General features: G+C 64.9%; 17 protein-coding genes and 1 riboswitch. Of the genes, 13 read left to right on the forward strand and 4 right to left on the reverse strand.

The window, feature by feature from the left end; all coding sequences use genetic code 11:
• Positions 1-82: 82 nt before the first annotated feature.
• The 6 genes from xdhC to ilvD all read left to right on the forward strand — a co-directional run bounded on the left by xdhC (position 83) and on the right by ilvD (position 7,811).
• The gene (xdhC, locus tag K2O51_RS25320; RefSeq protein WP_011298578.1) at positions 83-1,075 is read left to right on the forward strand and encodes a xanthine dehydrogenase accessory protein XdhC; all 993 of its coding nucleotides are present in this window, start codon (positions 83-85) and stop codon (positions 1,073-1,075) included.
• Positions 1,076-1,095: 20 nt separating this feature from the next.
• The gene (locus K2O51_RS25325; protein ID WP_011298579.1) at positions 1,096-2,151 is read left to right on the forward strand and encodes an adenosine deaminase; all 1,056 of its coding nucleotides are present in this window, start codon (positions 1,096-1,098) and stop codon (positions 2,149-2,151) included.
• A gap of 61 nt (positions 2,152-2,212) precedes the next feature.
• Positions 2,213-3,535 carry a guanine deaminase gene (gene guaD, locus K2O51_RS25330; RefSeq protein WP_220630922.1) on the forward strand — a complete coding sequence of 441 codons (1,323 nt, stop codon included), beginning with the start codon at positions 2,213-2,215 and terminating at the stop codon, positions 3,533-3,535.
• 174 nt (positions 3,536-3,709) lie between these two features.
• Positions 3,710-4,852 carry a fatty acid desaturase gene (locus K2O51_RS25335; protein ID WP_011298581.1) on the forward strand — a complete coding sequence of 381 codons (1,143 nt, stop codon included), beginning with the start codon at positions 3,710-3,712 and terminating at the stop codon, positions 4,850-4,852.
• A gap of 44 nt (positions 4,853-4,896) precedes the next feature.
• Positions 4,897-5,129, forward strand: a riboswitch (yybP-ykoY riboswitch).
• Positions 5,130-5,159: 30 nt separating this feature from the next.
• Entirely contained in the window at positions 5,160-5,735 is a 576-nt protein-coding gene (locus tag K2O51_RS25340; RefSeq protein ID WP_220630923.1) for a TMEM165/GDT1 family protein, read from the forward strand.
• A 216-nt stretch (positions 5,736-5,951) separates the two neighbouring features.
• Positions 5,952-7,811 carry a dihydroxy-acid dehydratase gene (ilvD, locus tag K2O51_RS25345; protein WP_220630924.1) on the forward strand — a complete coding sequence of 620 codons (1,860 nt, stop codon included), beginning with the start codon at positions 5,952-5,954 and terminating at the stop codon, positions 7,809-7,811.
• Between the two features lie 230 nt (positions 7,812-8,041).
• Here ilvD and K2O51_RS25350 read toward each other — a convergent pair whose 3' ends face one another.
• Positions 8,042-9,247 (reverse strand): urate hydroxylase PuuD, encoded by a 1,206-nt coding sequence (locus K2O51_RS25350; RefSeq protein WP_011298584.1) that lies wholly within the window; start codon positions 9,245-9,247, stop codon positions 8,042-8,044.
• A gap of 31 nt (positions 9,248-9,278) precedes the next feature.
• A complete protein-coding gene (gene uraH / locus K2O51_RS25355; RefSeq protein ID WP_220630925.1) occupies positions 9,279-9,632 on the reverse strand; it encodes a hydroxyisourate hydrolase in 354 nt (117 codons plus the stop codon).
• Positions 9,633-9,970: 338 nt separating this feature from the next.
• Between uraH and K2O51_RS25360 the strand changes: the two genes are divergently transcribed.
• From K2O51_RS25360 to K2O51_RS25385, 6 genes are all read left to right on the forward strand, one after another.
• The gene (locus K2O51_RS25360) at positions 9,971-10,729 is read left to right on the forward strand and encodes a GntR family transcriptional regulator (RefSeq protein ID WP_011298586.1); all 759 of its coding nucleotides are present in this window, start codon (positions 9,971-9,973) and stop codon (positions 10,727-10,729) included.
• Positions 10,730-10,875: 146 nt separating this feature from the next.
• Positions 10,876-12,282 (forward strand): nucleobase:cation symporter-2 family protein, encoded by a 1,407-nt coding sequence (locus tag K2O51_RS25365; protein WP_041679675.1) that lies wholly within the window; start codon positions 10,876-10,878, stop codon positions 12,280-12,282.
• A gap of 63 nt (positions 12,283-12,345) precedes the next feature.
• Positions 12,346-13,296: an allantoinase PuuE gene (puuE, locus tag K2O51_RS25370; RefSeq protein WP_011298588.1), complete on the forward strand. Its 951-nt coding sequence runs from the start codon at positions 12,346-12,348 to the stop codon at positions 13,294-13,296.
• A complete protein-coding gene (gene uraD / locus K2O51_RS25375) occupies positions 13,293-13,811 on the forward strand; it encodes a 2-oxo-4-hydroxy-4-carboxy-5-ureidoimidazoline decarboxylase (RefSeq protein WP_011298589.1) in 519 nt (172 codons plus the stop codon). The genes puuE and uraD overlap by 4 nt, the downstream gene beginning before the upstream one ends.
• Positions 13,812-14,010: 199 nt before the next feature.
• On the forward strand, positions 14,011-15,090 hold the full coding sequence (locus K2O51_RS25380; RefSeq protein WP_011298590.1) for a porin: 1,080 nt from the start codon (positions 14,011-14,013) through the stop codon (positions 15,088-15,090).
• 252 nt (positions 15,091-15,342) lie between these two features.
• Positions 15,343-15,588: a hypothetical protein gene (locus tag K2O51_RS25385; RefSeq protein ID WP_011298591.1), complete on the forward strand. Its 246-nt coding sequence runs from the start codon at positions 15,343-15,345 to the stop codon at positions 15,586-15,588.
• Between the two features lie 92 nt (positions 15,589-15,680).
• On the opposite strand, the gene K2O51_RS25390 is transcribed toward K2O51_RS25385, so the two are convergent.
• Complete coding sequence (locus tag K2O51_RS25390; RefSeq protein ID WP_011298592.1) at positions 15,681-18,014, reverse strand: NADP-dependent malic enzyme; 2,334 nt, start codon at positions 18,012-18,014, stop codon at positions 15,681-15,683.
• 268 nt (positions 18,015-18,282) lie between these two features.
• Complete coding sequence (locus K2O51_RS25395; protein WP_220630926.1) at positions 18,283-18,954, reverse strand: DUF4136 domain-containing protein; 672 nt, start codon at positions 18,952-18,954, stop codon at positions 18,283-18,285.
• A gap of 225 nt (positions 18,955-19,179) precedes the next feature.
• Between K2O51_RS25395 and pepN the strand changes: the two genes are divergently transcribed.
• Positions 19,180-21,879 (forward strand): aminopeptidase N, encoded by a 2,700-nt coding sequence (pepN, locus tag K2O51_RS25400; protein WP_011298594.1) that lies wholly within the window; start codon positions 19,180-19,182, stop codon positions 21,877-21,879.
• Positions 21,880-21,942: the final 63 nt, after the last annotated feature.

The following is a 21,942-nucleotide window of genomic DNA, read 5'->3' on the forward strand; positions in this document are numbered from 1 at the left end:
CAGGTGCGCGCCACCCCCGGCGCAAACAGCAAGACAGACAACGAGACCGGCAACAGCCGGCCTAACTGACCAAAGGCCCGACATGCAGGATGCACCGCTCAAACCCTTCCGCTTCGCCGACGCCGCGCGCATGGTGCGCACGGGCGTGCCGGTGGCGATGGTCACCATCGTCGAAGTCAAGGGCTCCGCGCCACGCGAGGCAGGTATCCGCATGCTGGTCAGCGCCAACGATCTGGTCGGCACCATTGGCGGCGGGCATCTCGAATGGCGCGGCATGGATATCGCGCGCGCCATGCTGAACGAGGGCAAGGAACAGCGCCGCATCGAGCGCATTCCATTGGGCCCGGCGCTGGGACAGTGCTGCGGCGGCGTGGTGCAACTGGCGTTTGAAGTGCTCGGGCCGGACGATCTGCACTGGCTGGATGCCGTGGAGGCCGCTTTTGCCGCGGGCAAGTCGCTGGAACGCACGGTGCCGGTTCGCGGTGCCGTCACCGCGACGGAAAGCCGTGCGGTGATCGCGTCGGTCACGCTGGAAGCGGATGGCGCCTGGACCGACACGCTGGTTCCCGACGACATGCATGTGGTGCTGTTCGGCGCGGGCCACGTCGGCCATGCGCTGGTCAAGGTGCTGGCCAATCTGCCCTGCCGTGTGCACTGGGTCGACGAACGCGACACGCTGTTCCCGGCCGGACTGCCCGATAACGTCGAGCCCGAGGCCAGCGATACGCCGGAAGCCGTGGTAGCGCAGGCGCCCGCAGGCAGCTATTTTCTCGTCATGACGCACAGCCACGCGCTCGACCAGACCTTGTGCGAGGAGATCTTCCGGCGCACGGACTTTGCGTATTTCGGCCTGATCGGCTCCAAGACCAAGCGCGCGCGCTTCGAACACCGGCTGGCGGACCACGGCGTCGACCCGGCCCGGTTTCCGGAAATGACTTGCCCGATGGGGGTATCAGGGATCACAGACAAGGCACCGGCTATGATTGCGGTAGCCATCGTCGCCCAGTTGCTGCAGGTCCGCGACCAGCGCCTCGCCGCGCTGCACGCGAGCCACGGGGAGACGGTGCATCCGTAACCACAAGACCGAGGCCCCACATGACCATCGATGCCGCGCTGGCGGACAAGATCCGCCGTACTCCCAAGGCAGAACTGCACGTGCATATCGAAGGCACGCTCGAACCCGAGCTGATCTTCCGGCTGGCCCAGCGCAACCACGTGAACCTGCCCTACCCCAGCGTCGAGGCTCTGCGCGCGGCCTATGCGTTCACCGACCTGCAGTCGTTCCTGGACATCTACTACGCCGGTGCCAGTGTGCTGCTGACCGAAGAGGATTTCTTCGACATGACCATGGACTACGTCAAGCGCGCCGTCGCCGACAATGTCCGCCATGCCGAGATCTTCTTCGATCCGCAGACCCATACGGCTCGCGGCGTGCCAATCGGCACCGTGATCGACGGCATTTCCGATGCACTGGCCCAGGCGCGCACCGAATATGATTTCTCGAGCAGCCTGATCCTCTGCTTCCTGCGCCATTTGTCGGAAGAAGACGCGTTCGCCACGCTGGAAGCCGCGCTGCCGTACCGGGACCGCTTTGTCGGCGTCGGGCTGGATTCGTCGGAGAAGGGCAACCCGCCCGAAAAGTTTGCACGCGTATTCACTCGTGCCCGCGAACTCGGCCTGCACCTGGTGGCCCATGCCGGCGAGGAAGGCCCCGCCCAGTACGTCACCGATGCGCTGGACATCCTCAAGGTCGAACGTATCGATCACGGCGTACGTTCGATCGACGATGCCGCGCTGATCGAGCGCCTGGCGCGCGAACGCGTGGCGCTGACCGTGTGCCCGCTTTCGAACCAGAAGCTCAAGGTGCATCCGGACCTGAGCGAGCATCCGCTCAAGCGCATGCTCGATGCCGGCGTTGCGATCACGCTGCATTCGGACGACCCGGCCTACTTCGGCGGCTACATGAACGCCAACTGGGAAGCCACGTTCGCAGCGCTGCCGCTCGACGCCGCCGATGCGCACAAGCTGGCGCGCAATAGTTTTGAAGCGGCCTTCCTGCCCCCGATGCAGAAGGCCGAGTTCCTGGCGGAGGTCGACCACTTCTGGTCGGCCACGCCGACGTCCCCGCCTGCCACGGCCCCCGCGGCCTGAGCGGCACATACCAATGGCCTGGCCCAGCGCGTGCGCGCCGGCCTGGCCCGAGAGACAGACCATGACGACCACTCCTCCGACTCCGTCCATTACTCGCGCGATCCGCGGCCGCGTGCTGCATTTCCTGCACGACCCGCAGTTCCATGAGGACGCCTATCAGTATTGGGAGGATGGTCTGCTGCTCGTCACCGCTGGCCGCATCGTCGCGGCCGGCGACTACACGTCGCTCGCGTCGCGCATTCCGGCCGATGCCGAGGTGATCGACCACCGCGGCAAGCTGATCGTGCCGGGCTTTATCGACACGCACGTGCACTACCCGCAGACCGACATCATCGCGTCGCCGTCGCCGGGCCTGCTGCACTGGCTGGACACCTACACCTTCCCCGAGGAACGTCGCTTCGCCGAGCCTGAATACGCGCGCGCGGTCGCCGGCTTCTTCACCGACGAACTGCTGCGCAACGGCACCACCAGCGCGGTGGTCTGGAGCACGGTGCACAAGGCTTCAGCCGACGCACTGTTTGCCGAGAGCGAACAGCGCAACCTGCGCATGATCACCGGCAAGGTGATGATGGACCGCAACTGTCCCGAGTTCCTGCGCGATACCGCTGAAACCGGCGCGCGCGATTCCGCCGACCTGCTGTCGCGCTGGCATAACAAGGGCCGCCTCGCCTACGCCATCACGCCGCGCTTCGCGCCGACGTCGACCGAAGCGCAGCTCGCCGCCTGCGGCGAACTGGCCAAGGCCTATCCGGACGCGTTCATCCAGACCCACGTCGCAGAGAACCGCGACGAAGTGAAATGGGTGGCCGAACTGTTCCCGGACGCGCGGAGCTACCTGGACGTCTACGACCGCTACGGCCTGCTGCGCCCCGGCGCGTTCTACGGCCATGCGATCTACCTGGACCAGGACGACCGCCGCCGCCTGGCCGACAGCGGCGCCGCCGTCGCGCACTGCCCGACGTCGAACCTGTTCCTCGGCAGCGGCTTCTACGACTTCCACCAGTCGGACGCCAACCGCCTGAATGTGACGCTGGCGACCGACGTCGGCGGCGGCACCTCGTTCTCGATGTTCCGCACCATGAACGCCGCGCACAAGGTCGCGCGCATGGGCGGCTACCACCTGACCGCGCTGCGCATGTTTTACCTGGCCACGCGCGCGGCCGCCGAAGCGCTGGGCTGGTCCAACCGCATCGGCAGCTTCAGCGAGGGCTGCGAGGCCGACTTCATCGTGCTGGATCCGCAGGCCACGCCGCTGATCGCGCGTCGCAGCGGCCGCTCGGAGACGCTCGAAGAGCAATTGTTCGCATTCGCCATGCTCGGCGATGACCGGGTCATCGACAGTGTCTATGTGATGGGCGAGGCGGTACAGGTACCGATCGTGTGACGCCCTCCATACCTGTGCCCGCCACTCGTGCGGCCGGGATCGGTTAATACCCGGGAGCGCTCCGGCGCGGCTTGACGGTGGTCAAGACTCGTAACGGCAAAGCCCTCTAACCTTTGCGGTTCCGTTGCAGGCCTTGCGAGGCCGACCCGCAACGCCAGCAACCTGAAGGTTTCCATGACCACCACCGCTGCCACGCATCCCGAGGTACCGCTGCACGCACCGGCGCCTGCCAACCAGCCGTTTCCCGAACCGATTTCCCCAGACCAGCCGCTGCCATCCCGCAAGATCATCCGCGGCTGGCTGATTCCGCTAGGCCAGCGCAGCACGCCGCGCGCGCTGGCGCTGTTCGCCTTCGACTACCTGCTGTTCGCGGCCACGCTGGCGGGCGTCGTGCTGGCCCCGCACTGGGCCGCCAAGGTGGGCCTCGGCGTAGTGGCGGGCCTGATCATCGCGCGCCTGTTCATCATCGGCCACGACGCCTGCCACCAGAGCCTGACGCCGCGCCGCGGCCTGAACAAATGGCTGGGCCGGCTGACGTTCCTGCCGTCGCTGACGCCCTACAGCCTGTGGGAAGTCGGCCACAACGTGGTCCACCACGGCTACACCAACCTGAAGGGCTTCGACTTCGTCTGGGCGCCGTATTCGCTCGAAGAGTTCCAGGCGCTGCCGCGCTGGCGCCGCGTGATGGAGCGCATCTACCGCACCGGCTTCGGTCCAGGCCTGTACTACCTGGTCGAGATCTGGTGGTGCAAGCTGTTCTTCCCGAACAAGCGCCAGATGGCCACGCGCCGTCCGATCTTCATGGCCGATTGCACGCTGGTGGCCACGTTCGGCGCCGCGTGGATCGGTGCGCTGATCTGGGCCGCTTTTGCCACCGGGCAATCGGCATGGATGATGGTCGGCGCCGGCTTCGTGCTGCCTTTCCTGGTCTGGAACGTGACCGTCGGCTTCGTGCTGTACGTGCACCACACCCACACCAGCGTGGCGTGGTACGACACCAAGTCGATGTGGGCCAAGGCCCAGCCGTTCGTCTCGACGACCGTGCACCTGCGTTTCCGCCATGGCATCGGCGCCGCGCTGCATCACATCATGGAACACACCGCACACCACGTGGACATGAGCGTGCCGCTGTACCGCCTGAAGCGCGCGCAGGCGCTGCTCGAACATGCGCTGCCGGGCCGCATCATCATCGAGAATTTCTCGTGGCGCTGGTACTTCGACACCGCACGCCGTTGCAAGCTGTACGACTTCAAGGCCCTGTGCTGGACCGACTTCCGCGGTCGCCAGACCAGCGAACAATCGCCCGTCCCGGCCTGACACGGCACATTTTCCCGGGCGGTGGACGCTCCCCGCCCGCGCCGCTATAATCGCGGCTTCCATTGGGGAGTAGCCGCCCTGCTCTCACCGCGCCGCGCAATGCGGCAACCGGCAGACAGGGGCGTACGTCAACAGACTTGACCGCTTGCGGTTATGGCGTGCGCAGCTCCGGACCCGGCTGGCCATCAGGCCTAGCCCGATCCAAGGCCTGGCGAGACCGATGACCATACCTTTCTGGCCGGGCCGGGAAAGGTGTGCGTCATTGGCATCTCGCGATGCATGCGGCCCGGGTTACTCACACAACAACATGGAAGCCTTCCTCGTCTCCACAGGCATCGTCGCGCTCGCTGAAATGGGCGACAAGACGCAGTTGCTCTCGCTCGTCCTGGCCGCGCGCTATCGCAAGCCTCTGCCCATCATCCTTGGCATCCTGATCGCCACGATCGTCAACCACGGCTTTGCCGGTGCGCTCGGCGGCTGGATCACCCATGTGCTCGGCGAATCGCTGCTGCGCTGGATCCTGGGCCTGGGCTTTATCGCCATGGCCGCGTGGATGCTGATTCCCGACAAGTTCGACGACGCCGAAGAAGCCAAGCCTGTCAAGGGCGCGCTCGGCATCCTGGCCACCACCATCGTCGCGTTCTTCTTTGCCGAGATGGGCGACAAGACGCAGATCGCCACGGTGGCGCTTGCTGCACGCTTCAACGGCGCCGTGCTAGCCGTCGTGGCAGGCACGACCTTCGGCATGATGCTGGCCAATGCCCCGGCCGTGCTGCTCGGCGACAAGTTCGCCAACAAGATGCCGATCGCGCTGGTGCACAAGATTGCCGCCGGCATTTTCCTGGTGCTCGGCGTACTGGCGCTGCTCAATATCGGCGGCTGACGGCTGCCCCCATCCGGCAATCCGGGACGCGAGACCCGGGTTGCCGACGACAACCGCGCGATCACCGGCCTGGCCGGCTGCACGCTGCGCCGGGTGTGGGATAATCGCGAGTTCTGCCCAGGGCGCAGCTCAAGAGGTTGTTCGCACGGGCGCATGAGGGGCCCCTATTCCCGTGGCCCCGCATCCTTTCCGCGATACTGATTTCACAACCCCACAATGCCCGCATACCGTTCCAAGACCTCCACCGCCGGCCGCAACATGGCTGGGGCCCGCTCGCTGTGGCGCGCCACCGGCATGAAAGACGACGATTTCAACAAGCCGATCATCGCGGTGGTGAACTCGTTCACCCAGTTCGTGCCCGGCCACGTCCACCTGAAGGACCTGGGCCAGCTCGTCGCGCGCGAGATCGAAGCCGCTGGCGGCGTGGCCAAGGAATTCAACACGATTGCGGTCGATGACGGCATCGCCATGGGCCACGACGGCATGCTGTATTCGCTGCCGAGCCGCGACATCATCGCCGACTCGGTCGAGTACATGGTCAACGCGCACTGCGCCGACGCCATGGTGTGCATCTCGAACTGCGACAAGATCACCCCGGGCATGCTGATGGCCGCGATGCGCCTGAACATCCCCGTGATCTTCGTGTCGGGCGGCCCGATGGAAGCCGGCAAGACCCGTCTGGCCAACCCGGTCACCAAGGCCGTCGAATTCAAGAAGCTCGACCTGGTTGACGCCATGGTGATCGCGGCCGACCCGACCTATTCCGACGCCGACGTGGCCGAAGTCGAGCGCTCCGCCTGCCCGACCTGCGGTTCGTGCTCGGGCATGTTCACGGCCAACTCGATGAACTGCCTGACCGAGGCCCTGGGCCTGTCGCTGCCCGGCAATGGCACCGTGGTTGCCACGCACGCAGACCGCGAGCAGCTGTTCAAGCGCGCGGGCAGCCGTATCGTCGAACTGGCCCGCCAGTACTACGAGCAGGAAGACGCGCGCGTGCTGCCGCGTTCGGTCGGCTTCAAGGCGTTCGAGAACGCGATGACGCTGGACATCGCCATGGGCGGTTCCACGAATACCATCCTGCACCTGCTGGCAATCGCGCAGGAAGCGGGCATCGATTTCTCCATGAATGACATCGACCGCCTGTCGCGCGTCGTGCCACAGCTGTGCAAGGTGGCGCCCAACACCAACAAGTACCACATCGAAGACGTGCACCGCGCGGGCGGCATCATGGCCATCCTGGGCGAGCTCGAGCGTGCCGGCAAGCTGCATACCGACGTGCCGACCGTACATGCCCCGTCGCTCGGCGACGCGCTGAATCAGTGGGACATCGTCCGCACGAAGGACGAGGCCGTCCGTCATTTCTACATGGCTGGCCCGGCCGGCATCCCGACGCAGGTGGCGTTCAGCCAGAACACGCGCTGGCCGAGCCTAGACCTGGACCGCGCCGAGGGCTGCATCCGCTCGTACGAGCACGCCTTCTCCAAGGAAGGTGGCCTGGCAGTGCTGCGCGGCAATATCGCGCTGGACGGCTGCGTGGTGAAGACTGCCGGCGTGGACGAAAGCATCCTGGTGTTCGAGGGCTCGGCACACGTTACCGAGTCGCAGGACGAGGCTGTCGAGAACGTTCTTAACGACAAGGTCAAGGCCGGCGACGTCGTGATCGTGCGCTACGAAGGTCCCAAGGGCGGCCCCGGCATGCAGGAAATGCTCTACCCGACGAGCTACATCAAGTCGAAGGGCCTGGGCAAGGCTTGCGCGCTACTCACGGATGGCCGCTTCTCGGGCGGCACGTCCGGGCTGTCGATCGGCCACTGCTCGCCGGAAGCAGCCGCCGGCGGCGCCATCGGCCTCGTGCGCGACGGCGACAAGATCCGCATCGACATTCCGAACCGGACGATCGATGTGCTCGTGTCGGACGAAGAACTGGCGCGCCGCCGCGAAGAGCAAAACGCCAAGGGCTGGAAGCCGGCGAAGGCACGTCCGCGTAAAGTGTCGGCCGCACTGAAGGCGTATGCCAAGCTCGTCATGTCGGCGGACAAGGGCGCAGTGCGCGATCTGTCGTTGCTGGACGATTGATATCGCGGCGGGCTTCGTGCCCGGCTGCGAACAAAGGCCGCTCTTCGGAGCGGCTTTTTTTTGTTTGTTGAGCCCGCGAGAACTTAAAAAAAACGGAGCCGAAGCCCCGTCCAAACCCTCGCCGGCCCGGTACAAACGACTGCCAACTGCACAGCCTCCGGACCGTCGATCACCGATGCTCGGTTTTCACGGACCGGCTCGCCAGCGAGCGGGTCCGAGTACTACAACATTCAGTTAGTCGTCTTGGCGCCGCCTTCAAACCACTGGCCCAACAAGGCACGTTCATCGTCCGTGATCTGCGTGACGTTACCCAGCGGCATAGCCTTCTGCTGCACGGCCTGCTGGTAGATCAGCTGGGCGTGGGACTTGATGTCGTCCGCAGTGTCCAGCTTGATGCCCTTGGCAGCCGTCGGCATCATCTTCGGTTGCGCAGCGTGGCACTGCACGCAACGGGCGTTCACCACTTCCTGCACCTTGGCGAAGCTGACGGCGGCGGAGGCCTCGCCTTCGGCCTTGGCGACCGTGGGGCGCGGCTGCGGTGCGATCAGCACGGCGACCACACCCAGCGCGGTGACGCCGGCTGCCGGCCACAGCACATTGATCTTGCCCTTGTGCTTCAGGATGAAGAACTGGCGGATCAGCACGCCGGCTAGCATGATCAGGATCAGCACCAGCCAGTTGTTCTTGGCGGCGTAGGTCATGCTGTAGTGGTTCGACAGCATGGCGAACAGCACCGGCAGCGTGAAGTAGGTGTTGTGAACGCTGCGCTGCTTGCCGCGCTTGCCGTGGATCGGGTCCACCGGCTGGCCGGCCTTCAGGGCGGCCACGACCTTGCGCTGGCCCGGGATGATCCACACCAGCACGTTGGCGCTCATGATCGTCGCCACCATCGCGCCGGTCAGCAGGAATGCCGCGCGGCCCGAGAAGATGTGGCAGGCAACGAACGCCGCGGCCATGATGTAGACCGCCACCAGAATGCCGACGAGACGGTCGTTCTTGCCGAACAGGCGGCAGATGCTGTCATAGACGATCCAGCCGATCAGCAGGTACGAAACCGCGAAGCCGACTGCCGCGCCGGGCGACATATCGAACACATTCTTGTCGATCAGGAACGTGCTGGCGTTGAACAGGTACAGCACCACGAGCAGCGCGAAGCCGCTCATCCAGGTCGAATACGACTCCCAGTAGAACCAGTGCAGGTTCTCGGGAAGTGACTTCGGCGCGGTCAGGTACTTCTGCGGGTTGTAGAAGCCGCCGCCGTGCACCGCCCACAACTCGCCATCCACGCCCTTGTCCTTCAGGTCGGGGGCGATGGGCTTGGTCAGGCTGTTGTCCAGCCAGACGAAATAGAACGAGGAACCGATCCATGCAATGGCGGTGATGACGTGCACCCACCGCAACAGCATATTGGCCCAGTCGAGGATATAGCCTTCCATGTCTTGTCTCCTGTTTCCCTAGACCACGAATTCAGCTGCCGCGGTAGGTCGAGTACGACCAGGGCGAAACCAGGAGCGGCACGTGGTAGTGCGCGTCGGTGTTTGCAATGCCGAAACGCAGCGGCACGACGTCGAGGAAGGCCGGTTCCGGCAGCTTCACGCCTTGCGCGCGGAAGTAGTCGCCGGCGGCGAATTCCAGCTCGTACACGCCGGCAACCAGGTCGGCGCCTTCCAGCAGGGGTTGGTCGCAGCGGCCGTCGTGGTTGGTGACCACGGTTTTCAGCGTTTCGCGGCGATTGTCGACAATTTTATGGAGAGTAATCGACATGCCCTGGCCCGGGGTGCCGGCAGCGGTGTCGAGAACGTGGGTGGTCAAGCGTCCCATCGTATTTGTCCTTTTGCGATTGGGTTGTGAGGGGCGCCGCTGCCTTCACTAGCACCATATCTGGGAATGGTGCCCGCTCGGTACGTCATGTAACGCATCCCGGCGCTGGGTTGGTGCGTGGCGACAATGCGCCTGCACCCACCCGGTTGACAACTGGGGGATAACCCTTAGTTGTCGAAAACCTGATTCGGTTTTGTTGACAATATTGAAGGCGTAACCAAATAATTGTCAACAATTTTTAGATCACCGCTTGCTGATAGCCCGCATTTCCGGCGCGACAGACGGTGGTCCCGCAGGGGCCGCAGCCCGCTGTTTCCGTCCTACCGCTTGGTGCCAAGATGTCCAAGAGCCTGAAGCTGATTGCCGGTGTCGCCGATGCCGCGCTGACCGAACAGAAGTCCGACAAAAGCGAGCGCCCCGCTCGCAAGGGCTCGGTCGAAGATCGCATGTATCACGAGATCTATGACGCGATCATGGAGCACCGGCTGCCCCCGCGCACCAAGCTCACCGAGCATTCGCTTTGCGAAATCTATGCCACCGCGCGGCACACGGTACGCAAGGTGCTGTCGCACCTGGCTGCCGACGGCATGGTGGACCTGGAACCGAATCGCGGCGCGTTCATTGCCAGCCCGTCCACCGATGAGGCGCACGACATGTTCGAACTGCGCCAGATGCTGGAACGCGCGGTGCTCGACAAGCTCGCCGCCATGCCTGACGTCAAGACCGTGATCGCCCCGCTGCGCAAGATGGTGGCCAGCGAACGCAAGGCCTTTCTCACGCATGACCGACCCACGTGGATCCGCCTCTCGGCCGAATTCCACACCGCGCTGGCCGAGTTGTCCGGCAACGCGCTGCTCGTGAACATGATGCGCCGGCTGGTCTCGCGCACGACGCTGATGATCGCCAGCGTGGAAGCCCCCGGCAACAACGCGTGCTCGTTCGACGAACACGAGGAAATCCTCGACGCCCTCGAACAGGGCGACGCCGCACTGGCGCAGTCGCGCATGGCGCACCATCTTGGCGCGTGCGCCGACCGCGTACAGCCCGACGATCCGGGCGCCTTCGATCTTCGCAGCGTGCTGGGCCGCTCCACCTAGCACGGTGTTCCCGCCGGCATCACACCGAACGAGGCCTGGCTGCACTGCCCATGACAGCGTCCTGAAGGATGCGGCGGCGGTGCTGTCCCAAAAGGAGGCCACGGATGCCAGTGTTCCCATCAAACCAAAGGAGAGGAGACGCACCAATGACTTCCGCAAGCACCACGGTCCCCACGGACCTGACTAACGAGCGTCTGCCTTCCGGGCGTCTGCTCGCGCTCGGGCTGCAGCACGTGCTGGTGATGTATGCCGGCACCGTGGCGGTCCCCCTGATCGTCGGTGGCGCCCTGAAGCTGCCCAAGGACCAGCTGGCTTTCCTGATCAACGCCGACCTGTTCGCCGCGGGCCTCGCCACGCTGATCCAGGCCTTCGGCTTCTGGAAGTTCGGCATCCGCATGCCCGTGATGATGGGCGTGACCTTTGCCTCGGTGGCGCCGATGATCGCCATCGGCACCGACCCGAACGTCGGCCTGCTCGGCATCTACGGCGCGGTGATCGCGTCAGGAGTGTTCGGCATCCTGGTTGCACCGATGATGGGCCGCATGCTCGGGCTGTTTCCGCCCGTGGTGACGGGCACGGTGATCACGCTGATCGGCGTGTCGCTGATGCGCGTGGGCATCAACTGGGCAGCCGGCGGCCAGCCCACCACCCGCGCCGTGATCGACGGCGTGGTGAAGGAAGTGCCCAATCTCGCCTACGGTGACCTGGCCAACCTTGGCATCGCCGGGCTCACGCTCGCGGTCATCCTGCTGCTGACCAAGTATGGCCGCGGCCTGGTGGCCAACTGCGCGGTGCTGCTCGGCATCATCGCCGGCACGTTCGTGGCCATGGCCATGGGCAAGGTGTCGTTCGAAGGCCTGAATGAAGCGAGCTTCGTCGCCGTCATCACCCCGCTGCACTTCGGCATCCCGACCTTTGAACTCAGCGCGATCCTGTCGATGTGCATCGTCATGCTGATCACGCTGGTGGAATCCACCGGCATGTTCCTGGCCCTGTCGGACATCACCGGCAAGAAGCTGAGCAATGAAGACCTGACCCGTGGCCTGCGCGCGGACGGCCTGGGCACGGTAATCGGCGGTCTGTTCAACACCTTCCCCTACACCTCGTTCTCGCAGAACGTGGGCCTGGTGACCGTGACCGGCGTGCGCTCGCGCTACGTGGCGGCAGCCGGCGGCATCATCCTGATCGCGTTCGGCCTGTTCCCGAAGATGGCCCACGTGGTCGCCTCGGTGCCGCAGTTTGTGCTCGGCGGTGCCGGCATCGTGATGTTCGGCATGGTCGCCGCCACGGGCATCCGCATCCTCGGCAGCTGCGATTTCAACCGCAACCGCCACAACCTGTTCATCGTCGCCATCTCGATCGGCTTCGGCATGATCCCGACGCTGGCGCCGACGTTCTTCCAATACCTGCCGAAGTGGACGGTCCCGTTCACCCACAGCGGGATCGTGCTCGGCACCATCGTGGCCGTGGCGCTGAACCTCTTCTACAACGGCATCCAGTCGCGCGAAGAGGCCATGCGCAACGCCGCCGCGAACACGCACGGCACGGAGTAACCGCGGTTCCCGGCAGCCTCCTCGCAAGACGGCGCTGCCGGTGCCCTGAAGCAGAAACGAACCATGACAGACAAGAACTATCCACGCGATCTCATCGGCTACGGTGCCCGGCCGCCGCACGCACGCTGGCCCGGCGGCGCGCGCGTTGCACTGCAGTTCGTCCTCAACTACGAAGAAGGCGGCGAGAACTGCGTCCTGCATGGCGATGCCGCGTCCGAGCAGTTCCTCTCCGAAATCGTCGGCGCGGCGGCTTATCCCGACCGCCACATGAGCATGGAGGGCATCTACGAATACGGCTCGCGCGCGGGCGTCTGGCGCATCCTGCGCGAGTTCGAGAAGCGCGGCCTGCCGCTGACCATCTTCGGCGTGTCGATGGCGCTGCAGCGCCATCCGGAACTCACGCGCGCGTTTGTCGAGCTGGGCCATGAGATTGCCTGCCACGGCTGGCGCTGGATCCACTACCAGAACATCGACGAAGCCACCGAGCGCGAGCACATGCGCATCGGCATGGACATCATCAAGGAGTTGACCGGCTCGATGCCGCTCGGCTGGTACACGGGCCGCGACAGTCCCAACACGCGCCGCCTTGTGGTCGAGCACGGCGGCTTGCTGTACGACTCGGACTACTACGGCGATGACCTGCCCTTCTGGACCGAGGTCGAAGTCACCGGCGGCGGGAAGAAGCCCCACCTGGTGGTGCCTTACACGCTTGATTCCAACGACATGCGCTTTGCCACGCCGCAAGGCTTCAACACGGGCGAGCAGTTCTTCCAGTACCTGAAGGACGCGTTCGACGTGCTGTACGAAGAAGGCGACCCCAGCGGCCTGGACCAGCCCAAGATGCTGTCGATCGGCATGCATTGCCGCCTGCTCGGCCGGCCGGGGCGCTTCCGTGCGCTGCAGCGCTTCCTCGACTACGTGCAGGGCCACGACAAGGTATGGATCAGCCGCCGCGTCGATATCGCCCGCCACTGGATCGAGACCCATCCCTACACTCCGCGCAACAAAGCATGAGCCAGACCTACACCATCGCCCAACTCAACGCCATGCCCACTGCCGAATTCGTGCAGGTGCTGGGTGGCCTGTATGAACACTCGCCGTGGTTCGCGGAAACTGCCGCGGCAAAGCGCCCGTTCGCGAACGTGGCGGAACTGGCTGACGCGCTGCGTGCCGCAGTCGATGCGGCCGGTACCGAAGCGCAGGTCAAGCTCGTGCGCGCTCACCCGGAGCTTGCCGGCAAGGCCGCCGTGCGCGGCGAACTGACCGCCGAATCCACGCGCGAGCAGAGCGGAGCGGGGCTGAACCTGTGCACGCCTGAAGAGTTCGACCGACTGCAGTCGCTCAATGCCGACTACAACCAGAAGTTCGGCTTCCCGTTCATCCTGGCCGTACGTGGCTACGACCGCGCCGGCATCATCAACGAGTTCGCACGCCGCATCGACAACACCCCGGAGACGGAGTTGCAAACTTGCATCAACCAGATCCATCGCATTGCACAGTTCCGGCTTGACGACTTAGTATCCGGCTGAGCCAAAAAAGCGGCACCTGTATAACAAAAACGCTGTACCCGATGCTACCGGCACCCCGGCCCACAATCGATCAGAATGCGGGCCCGTCAACCGAGCCCTGACCAGGTGGCACGAACAGAAGCGCAAAGAACAGAACAAGAACCCGACAGGGACCCAGTACACAACGTTCCAAGCAGGATCAAACCACGGAGGTCTAAAAATGCAGAAGCAGTACAAGCCGGCACTGAAGCTGGCAGCCGTAGCAGCTACCCTTCTTTCCGGCGCGGCCATGGCACAGTCGAGCGTGACGCTCTACGGCCAGGCCGATATGTTTGTTGGCGGCTTCAAGGACGTGGGCGGTGCGGACCGCGCATGGGTGGCCAACTCGGGCGGCATGCAGACGTCGTACTGGGGCATCAAGGGCACGGAAGACCTGGGCAGCGGCAACAAGGCCATCTTCGACCTGAACGGCTTCTTCCGCACCGACAGCGGCAGCATGGGCCGCTTCAACGGCGACTCGATGTTCAGCCGCAACGCCTATGTCGGCCTGCAGAACGACAAGTACGGTACCGTCAAGCTGGGCCGCAACACCACGCCCTACTTCATCTCGACCATCCTGTTCAACCCGCTGGTCGACTCGTACGTGTTCTCGCCGACCATCTTCCACACCTACCTGGTGTCGGCAGTGCCGGGCAAGCTCAATGACCCGGGCATCATCGGCGATTCGGGCTGGAACAACTCGGTGCTGTACAGCACGCCGAACTTCGGCGGCCTCACCGCGAACGTGATCTATTCCTTCGGGGAGCAGCCGGGCAAGACCAGCGAGAACAAGTGGGGCGGCAACCTGATGTATTTCAACGGCCCGTTCGCAGCAACGCTGGCCTACCAGCAGGTCAAGTTCAACATCCAGCCTGTCGGCGACCTCGGCGTGCCGACCGGCTTCGATCGCCAGGACGCCGTCCAGGGCGGCATCACGTACGACTTCCAGGTCGTCAAGCTGTTCGCGCAAGCGCAGTACATCAAGACCCGCATCAACGGCGCCGGCAACGGCGGCGACCTGAAGCACACCAACGGCCAGATTGGCGCGTCGGTTCCGGTTGGTGCAGGCAACGTGCTGGTCTCGTACTCGTATGACAAGACCAAGAACGACGTGACCGACTTCAAGCGCAACACGGCCGCCATCGCCTACGACTACAACCTGTCCAAGCGTACCGACGTCTACGCCGCGTACTACTACGACAAGCGCAACGACGCCGAGCACGGTGATACGTTTGGCGTCGGTATGCGTCACAAGTTCTGACGCACTGTAACTGTAGATCGCGGGAATACCGCATGCAGCCCTGAGCCCGCCCCTTGGCGGGCTTTTTTGTTGCCGCGCCGGGATCACATCTGGCACGGTCTTGCCGCCCGTATGTTGCGGCGCCGCATAATCTGCCACGCCACCTGCGGATCGGCGGACATCAATCCATAGGCTGATTCAATTGGAACACGGCCGGCACGGTGCCTAGATTGGTTCTCCGGACTACGAAAACCACAGCGAGACAGGTGACTCATGCGGCGAAATGCGAAGACCCGTTCCGAACTGATGGCCATCCTGAACCAGTGCCTGGATAACAACCCCGAGTGTGGGGAATGTGAGCTTCACGCGGTGCGAATGCATCAGCCGGACCATACCGGCTGCAACTGGAGCGCTGAAGTGAATTTCCCGCAGGAGTATGTCGAGCACCTGGATACTCAGCTTGCGGCCGCCCGGTCGATCATCGTGGTCATGCGCGAGCAGTACAACGTGCTGCAATAACAACCGGGTGTGGCGCACCTTTGATGCGCCACAGCAAGAAAATAAGGCCGGGTCATTGACCCGGCCTTTTTCATGCCTGTGTGACGCCGCGCTTACTGCTGCACGCTGGCGTTGGCGTTGGCCTCAGCCACCGCGACTGCCGTCATATTGACGATACGGCGCGTCGTGGCCTGCGGGTTCAGGATGTGCACCGGCTTGGCCGCGCCGAGCAGGATCGGGCCCACCGTCACGCCCTGCCCGCCCGTCATCTTGAGCAGGTTGAACGCGATATTGGCAGCGTCCAGCGTCGGCATCACCAGCAGGTTCGCGCTGCCGGCCAGCTTGGTCGACGGCAGGAAGTGGCGCCGCACGTCCTCGTCGAGCGCGGCGTCGCCCTGCATCTCGCCTTCCACCTCGAGATGCGGCGCCACCTTGGCCAGGATCTCGGCCGCTTCGCGCATCTTGCGCGCAGACGGACGCGTCGACGAGCCGAACATCGAGTGCGACATCAGCGCGACCTTCGGGTGCAGGCCGAAGCGGCGGATTTCCTCAGCGGCAAGCTGCGTGATCGCGGCCAGCTCTTCGGCGTTCGGATCGTCGTTGACGAAGGCATCCGTGATGAACAGCGTGTGCTTCTCGAGCATCAGCGCGTTCAGCGCAGCGAAGACCTTCGCACCGGGTGCCAGGCCGATGACGTCGCTCACGTGTTCGAGGTGCGCCTCGAAGCGGCCCACCGTGCCACACAGCAGCGCGTCGGCATCGCCCATATGCATGAGCATGGTGCCGATCAGCGTGTTGGAGCGGCGCAGCGCCACCTTGGCCATGTCGGGCGTCACGCCGTCGCGGCCGCGCAGCGCGTGGTAGGCCTCGTGGTAGGCGCGGTAGCGCGGATCGTCTTCCGGGTTGATCAGCTCGAAATCGACGCCGGCCTTGAGACGCAGGCCGGCCTTTTCGATGCGCATCTGGATCACGTGCGGACGGCCGATCAGGATCGGACGTGCGAGGCCTTCATCGACCACGCTCTGCACCGCGCGCAGCACGCGCTCTTCTTCGCCTTCGGCATAGGCGACGCGCTTGGGCGAAGCCTTGGCGGCCGAGAACACCGGCTTCATGATCATGCCGGTGTGGTAGACGTAGGTCGACAGCTGCTGGCGATAGGCGTCCAGGTCCTGAATCGGACGCGTTGCCACGCCCGATTCTTCGGCAGCCTTGGCCACGGCCGGCGCGATCTTTTCGATCAGGCGCTGGTCGAACGGCGTCGGGATGATGTAGTCGGGGCCGAACTTCAGTTCACGGCCACCGTAGGCAGCGGCGACGGCGTCGTTGAGCTCGGCTTCGGCCAGCTCGGCGATCGCCTTCACGCAGGCCAGCTTCATCGCTTCCGTGATCTTCGTCGCGCCGCAGTCGAGCGCGCCGCGGAAGATGTACGGGAAGCACAGCACGTTGTTGACCTGGTTCGGGTAGTCCGAACGGCCCGTGGCGATGATGCAGTCCGGACGCGCGGCCTTGGCCACTTCCGGGCGGATTTCCGGTTCGGGGTTAGCCAGCGCCAGGATGATCGGCTTGTCGGCCATGGTCTTGACCATGTCGCCGGTCAGCACGCCGGCGGTCGAGCAGCCCAGGAAAACGTCTGCGCCGTTGACGATGTCGGCCAGCGTACGGGCCGAGGTGTCCTGCGCGTAGCGGGCCTTGTTGGCTTCCATGTTGGCGTCGCGGCCGACATAGATCACGCCCTTCGAGTCCACCACCGAGACGTTTTCGCGCTTCACGCCCAGGCTCACCATGGTATCCAGGCAAGCGATGGCCGCAGCGCCGGCACCCGACACCGCCAGCTTGACCTTGGCGATGTCCTTGCCGACGACCTTCAGGCCGTTCAGCAGTGCCGCGGCCGAGATAATGGCAGTGCCGTGCTGGTCGTCATGGAAGACGGGGATATTCATGCGCTCGCGCAGCTTCTGCTCGATGTAGAAGCATTCTGGCGCCTTGATGTCTTCGAGGTTCACGCCGCCGAGCGTGGGTTCCAGCGCGGCGACGATTTCCACGATCTTGTCCGGGTCGCGCGCGTCGAGCTCGATGTCGAACACGTCGATGCCGGCGAACTTCTTGAACAGGCAGCCCTTGCCTTCCATCACCGGCTTACCGGCCAGCGGACCAATGTCGCCCAGGCCCAGCACCGCGGTACCGTTGGTGATCACGGCCACCAGGTTGGCGCGAGAGGTGTATTCGGCAGCCGTCGACGGATCCTTGGCAATTTCCTCGCAGGCATAGGCCACGCCCGGCGAGTACGCCAGCGACAGATCGCGCTGGTTGGACAGCGCCTTCGTGGCGGTTACCTGGATCTTCCCCTTGGTGGGACTGCGGTGGTATTCCAGCGCAGCGAGGCGCAATTGCGCTTCAGGACTGTTCGGGGCGTGTTGCGGTGCGTCACCGCTGGTCTTGCTGCTCATTGGCTCGTCCGGAAAATGGCCTTCTTGCCGGGGCCCGAGCGCATCCCGCCAACGACGCAGCAGGCACGACGGCCGGCAGCGAGGGGCAGCATCCTGACGGGCTCCGGTGGTTGTGGGCCGGAAAATCGAGCGCCTATTCTAGCCCACGGTTACGGCACAGAACCCACCCGTTTCAACGGTTAAGTCGCGTTTTCGGCCGAATATCGCAGCAAAACAGCTTTTACCAATGCGTATGCAATGGCACGCGAATGTATATGCTCCGCAGACGTTACTTTGCGGCCGGTTTTGCCTCCGCCGGCGCCGCTGGCGCGGTGCCCTGATCGACGGGCAAGGTAACGCGCCGGGGCCGGCCGCTCTCGGCCGGAAACTCGGTGAAGGCGCTGCGGATCAGGTAGGGCATCATCGCTGCCGGGTTGCCGTCCTCGGTCTGGTTCTGCGCGCTGACCTGATAGACACGCTGCCCGGTTGCCGCATCCTTGAAATAGACACGCAGACTGGCAAAGGTCACCGGCACGTCGCGCACGACGGTCTGCGGCGGCCAGTAGCCGGGCCAACCCCAAGGCCCCCAGGGCCGGTAGAAGCCGTACGGCCCCCAGTACGGTCCCCACGGGCCGTACCAGGGATCCGGGTAGACGGTTTCGGCCACGCGCACCATGCCGGGCGCCGCGTTGTACTCCATGCTGACCCGGTAGCGCGCCTGCTTCTCGGGTACCTGCTCGAAGCCGACCCGGGCCAGCGCGTCGGCCAGCCACAGTTCATAGGTCTGGCGATCCAGCTGCGCGGCCTGCTCGGGCGTGTGCTCGAAGCTGTAAGTGCGCGGCGCCTCGTTCTGCCAGCCCGGCTGCCGGAATGCGGTGACGTCCGTCACTACGGTGCTTGCGCAGCCAGTCAGCAGCATGGCGCCCGCCAGCGCCACCCACGCGGCCAGCCTGCGCCACATCCCGTTCCCGTCATTGCGGTGGCCGCCTGTGCCACGGCCCGCCCATTGCCACATATAGATGCCTCTCTTGTTGTTGATCTGACGTGTCTCTGAGACCACGCGGCCGGGCCGGAATTCCCTGCCAGCCGGGCTGGCGACCCCTTGGCTACAATGAATACTTCAGCGCCGTGCCGCGGCACGACCCGCACGACCCTTTTCCACGGTCTTCCGAAGACAGGACTCCCCATGCTGCGCACCGATACGCCCGTTACCGTCTATCGCAAGGACTATACCCCGCCGGCTTTCACCATCGACCACGTCGAACTGGTGCTGGACCTGGACCCGCAACGCACTGTCGTGACCAGCACGCTGCGCTTCGCGCGCCATGCGTCCGCGGCCGCCGACGCACCGCTGGTGCTGGTCGGCGAGGATCTCGAACTGGTCGGCGTAAGCGTCGATGGCAAACCCGTTGCCAACGCCAGGCAGGAGGCGGGCACCCTGACGCTGCCTGGCCTGCCCGCACAGGGCACGCTGGAAATCACCGCGGCCTGCCAGCCGGCGGCCAATACCTCGCTGTCGGGGCTTTACGTTTCCAACGGCAACTTCTTCACGCAGTGCGAGGCCGAGGGCTTCCGCCGCATCACCTATTTCCTCGACCGCCCGGACGTGATGGCTACCTACCGCGTCACGCTGCGCGCCGACCGCGCGGCCTGCCCGGTGCTGCTGTCGAACGGCAACCTCGTCAGCGAAAGCGAGCTGCCTGGCGGCCGCCATGAAGCGGTATGGGAAGACCCGTTCCGCAAGCCGTCGTACCTGTTCGCGCTCGTGGCAGGCAAGCTCGAGTGCATCGAGGAACGCATCCAGTCCGCGTCCGGCAAGGACAAGCTGCTGCAGGTCTGGGTCGAAGCGCGCGACCTCGACAAGACCCGCTACGCGATGGATTCGTTGATCCACGCAATCCGCTGGGACGAGCGGCGCTTCGGGCTGGAACTGGACCTGGATCGCTTCATGATCGTCGCCGTCAGCGACTTCAATATGGGCGCGATGGAGAACAAGGGCCTGAACATCTTCAACACGAAGTACGTACTGGCCAATGCGCAGACCGCGACCGATGTCGACTTCGCCAATATCGAAGCCGTGGTCGGCCACGAGTATTTCCACAACTGGACCGGCAACCGCGTGACCTGCCGCGACTGGTTCCAGCTTTCGCTCAAGGAAGGCCTGACCGTCTTCCGCGACCAGGAATTCTCGGCCGACATGATGGGCTCGGAATCGGGCCGCGCGGTCAAGCGCATCGAGGACGTGCGCGTGCTGCGGCAGGTGCAGTTCCCCGAAGATGCCGGCCCCATGGCGCACCCGGTACGCCCGGACAGCTATGAAGAGATCAACAACTTCTACACCGTCACGGTGTACGAGAAAGGCGCCGAAGTCGTTCGCATGTACCAGACCCTGCTCGGCCGCGACGGCTTCCGCAAGGGCATGGACCTGTATTTCAAGCGGCACGACGGGCAGGCGGTGGCCTGCGACGATTTCCGTGCCGCGATGGCGGATGCCAATGGCCGCGACCTCACGCAGTTTGGGCTCTGGTACAGCCAGGCCGGCACGCCCGTGGTCACCGCGCGCACGGCGTGGAACGCGGATGATGGCAGCCTCACGCTGACGCTGTCGCAGCGTTGCCCCAAGGTCGGTATCGAGACGCGCGCCGGCACGCCCGAGAAGCAGCCGTTCCACATCCCGTTTGCAATCGGCCTGCTCGGCGCCGACGGCCACGACTTGCCGCTGCAACTCGAAGGTGAAGCGGCTGCCGATGGCACGACGCGCGTGCTGGACTTCACGCAGGCCGAGCAGACTTTCCGCTTCGTCAACCTGCCGCGCGGTACTGCGGCCCCGCTGCCCTCGCTGCTGCGCAATTTCTCGGCCCCGGTGATCGTCGATGCCGAGTACACCGACGCACAACTCACGTTCCTTCTGGCCCACGACAGCGATGCGTTCAACCGCTGGGAAGCCGGCCAGCGCCTGGCCACGCGCGCACTGCTGCAACTCGTGGCCGATGTGCAGGCGGGGCGCGACCTGAAGCTCGACCACGCACTAATTAGCGCCATGCGCACGGTGCTCAATGACGATCGCCTCAGCCCGGCGTTCCGCGAACAGGCATTGGTGTTGCCGGCCGAAGCTTATCTGGCCGAACGCATGGGCGTAGCCGATCCGGCCGCCATTCATCAGGCGCGCCAGTTCATGCGCGCGGGCCTGGCGCATGCGCTGCAGGCCGACTGGCTCGCGGCCTACGAATCGAACGCCACGCCGGGCGCCTACAGCCCCGATGCCGACTCCGCTTCGCGCCGCGCGCTGCGCAACCTCGCGCTGGGCTACCTCGTCGAGAGCGGCAGCGATGCGATGCTGCAGCTCGCCGGCGAGCAGTACCAGAAGGCCGACAACATGACCGACCGCTTTGCCGCGCTGTCGGCACTGGTCAACAGCTTCGCCCCGGGCCGCGAGGCCGCGCTCGCCGATTTCTACGAACGCTTCGAGGACGACGCTCTCGTCATCGACAAGTGGTTCTCGCTGCAGGGCATGCAGCGTGGCGAGGTTGGCCCGCACGCCGGCAAGCGCACCATCGACACCGTGCGCGCGCTGATGGAGCACCCCGCCTTCAACCTGCGCAACCCGAACCGCGCGCGTTCGCTGATTTTCAGCTTCTGCTCGGGCAACCCCGCGCAGTTCCACGCCGCCGATGGATCGGGCTACCGCTTCTGGGCCGACCAGGTGCTGGCGCTCGACGCAATCAACCCGCAGGTCGCGGCACGTCTCGCACGCGTGATGGACCGCTGGCAGAAGTACGAGCCGGCCCTGCGCGACCGCATGCGCGCGGAACTGGAACGGGTCTCGGCATCGGCTTCGCTGTCGCGCGACGTGCGCGAGATCATCGGCAAGGCGCTGGCCGCCTGACGCCAGGGCAGCCGGCGCCCGCGCGGCGCCGGCCCTCGCGGCACATGTAGAATTGCGGCCATC

This window comes from Cupriavidus pinatubonensis (genome assembly GCF_019602855.1).
GTDB classification, from domain to species: Bacteria; Pseudomonadota; Gammaproteobacteria; order Burkholderiales; family Burkholderiaceae; genus Cupriavidus; species Cupriavidus pinatubonensis.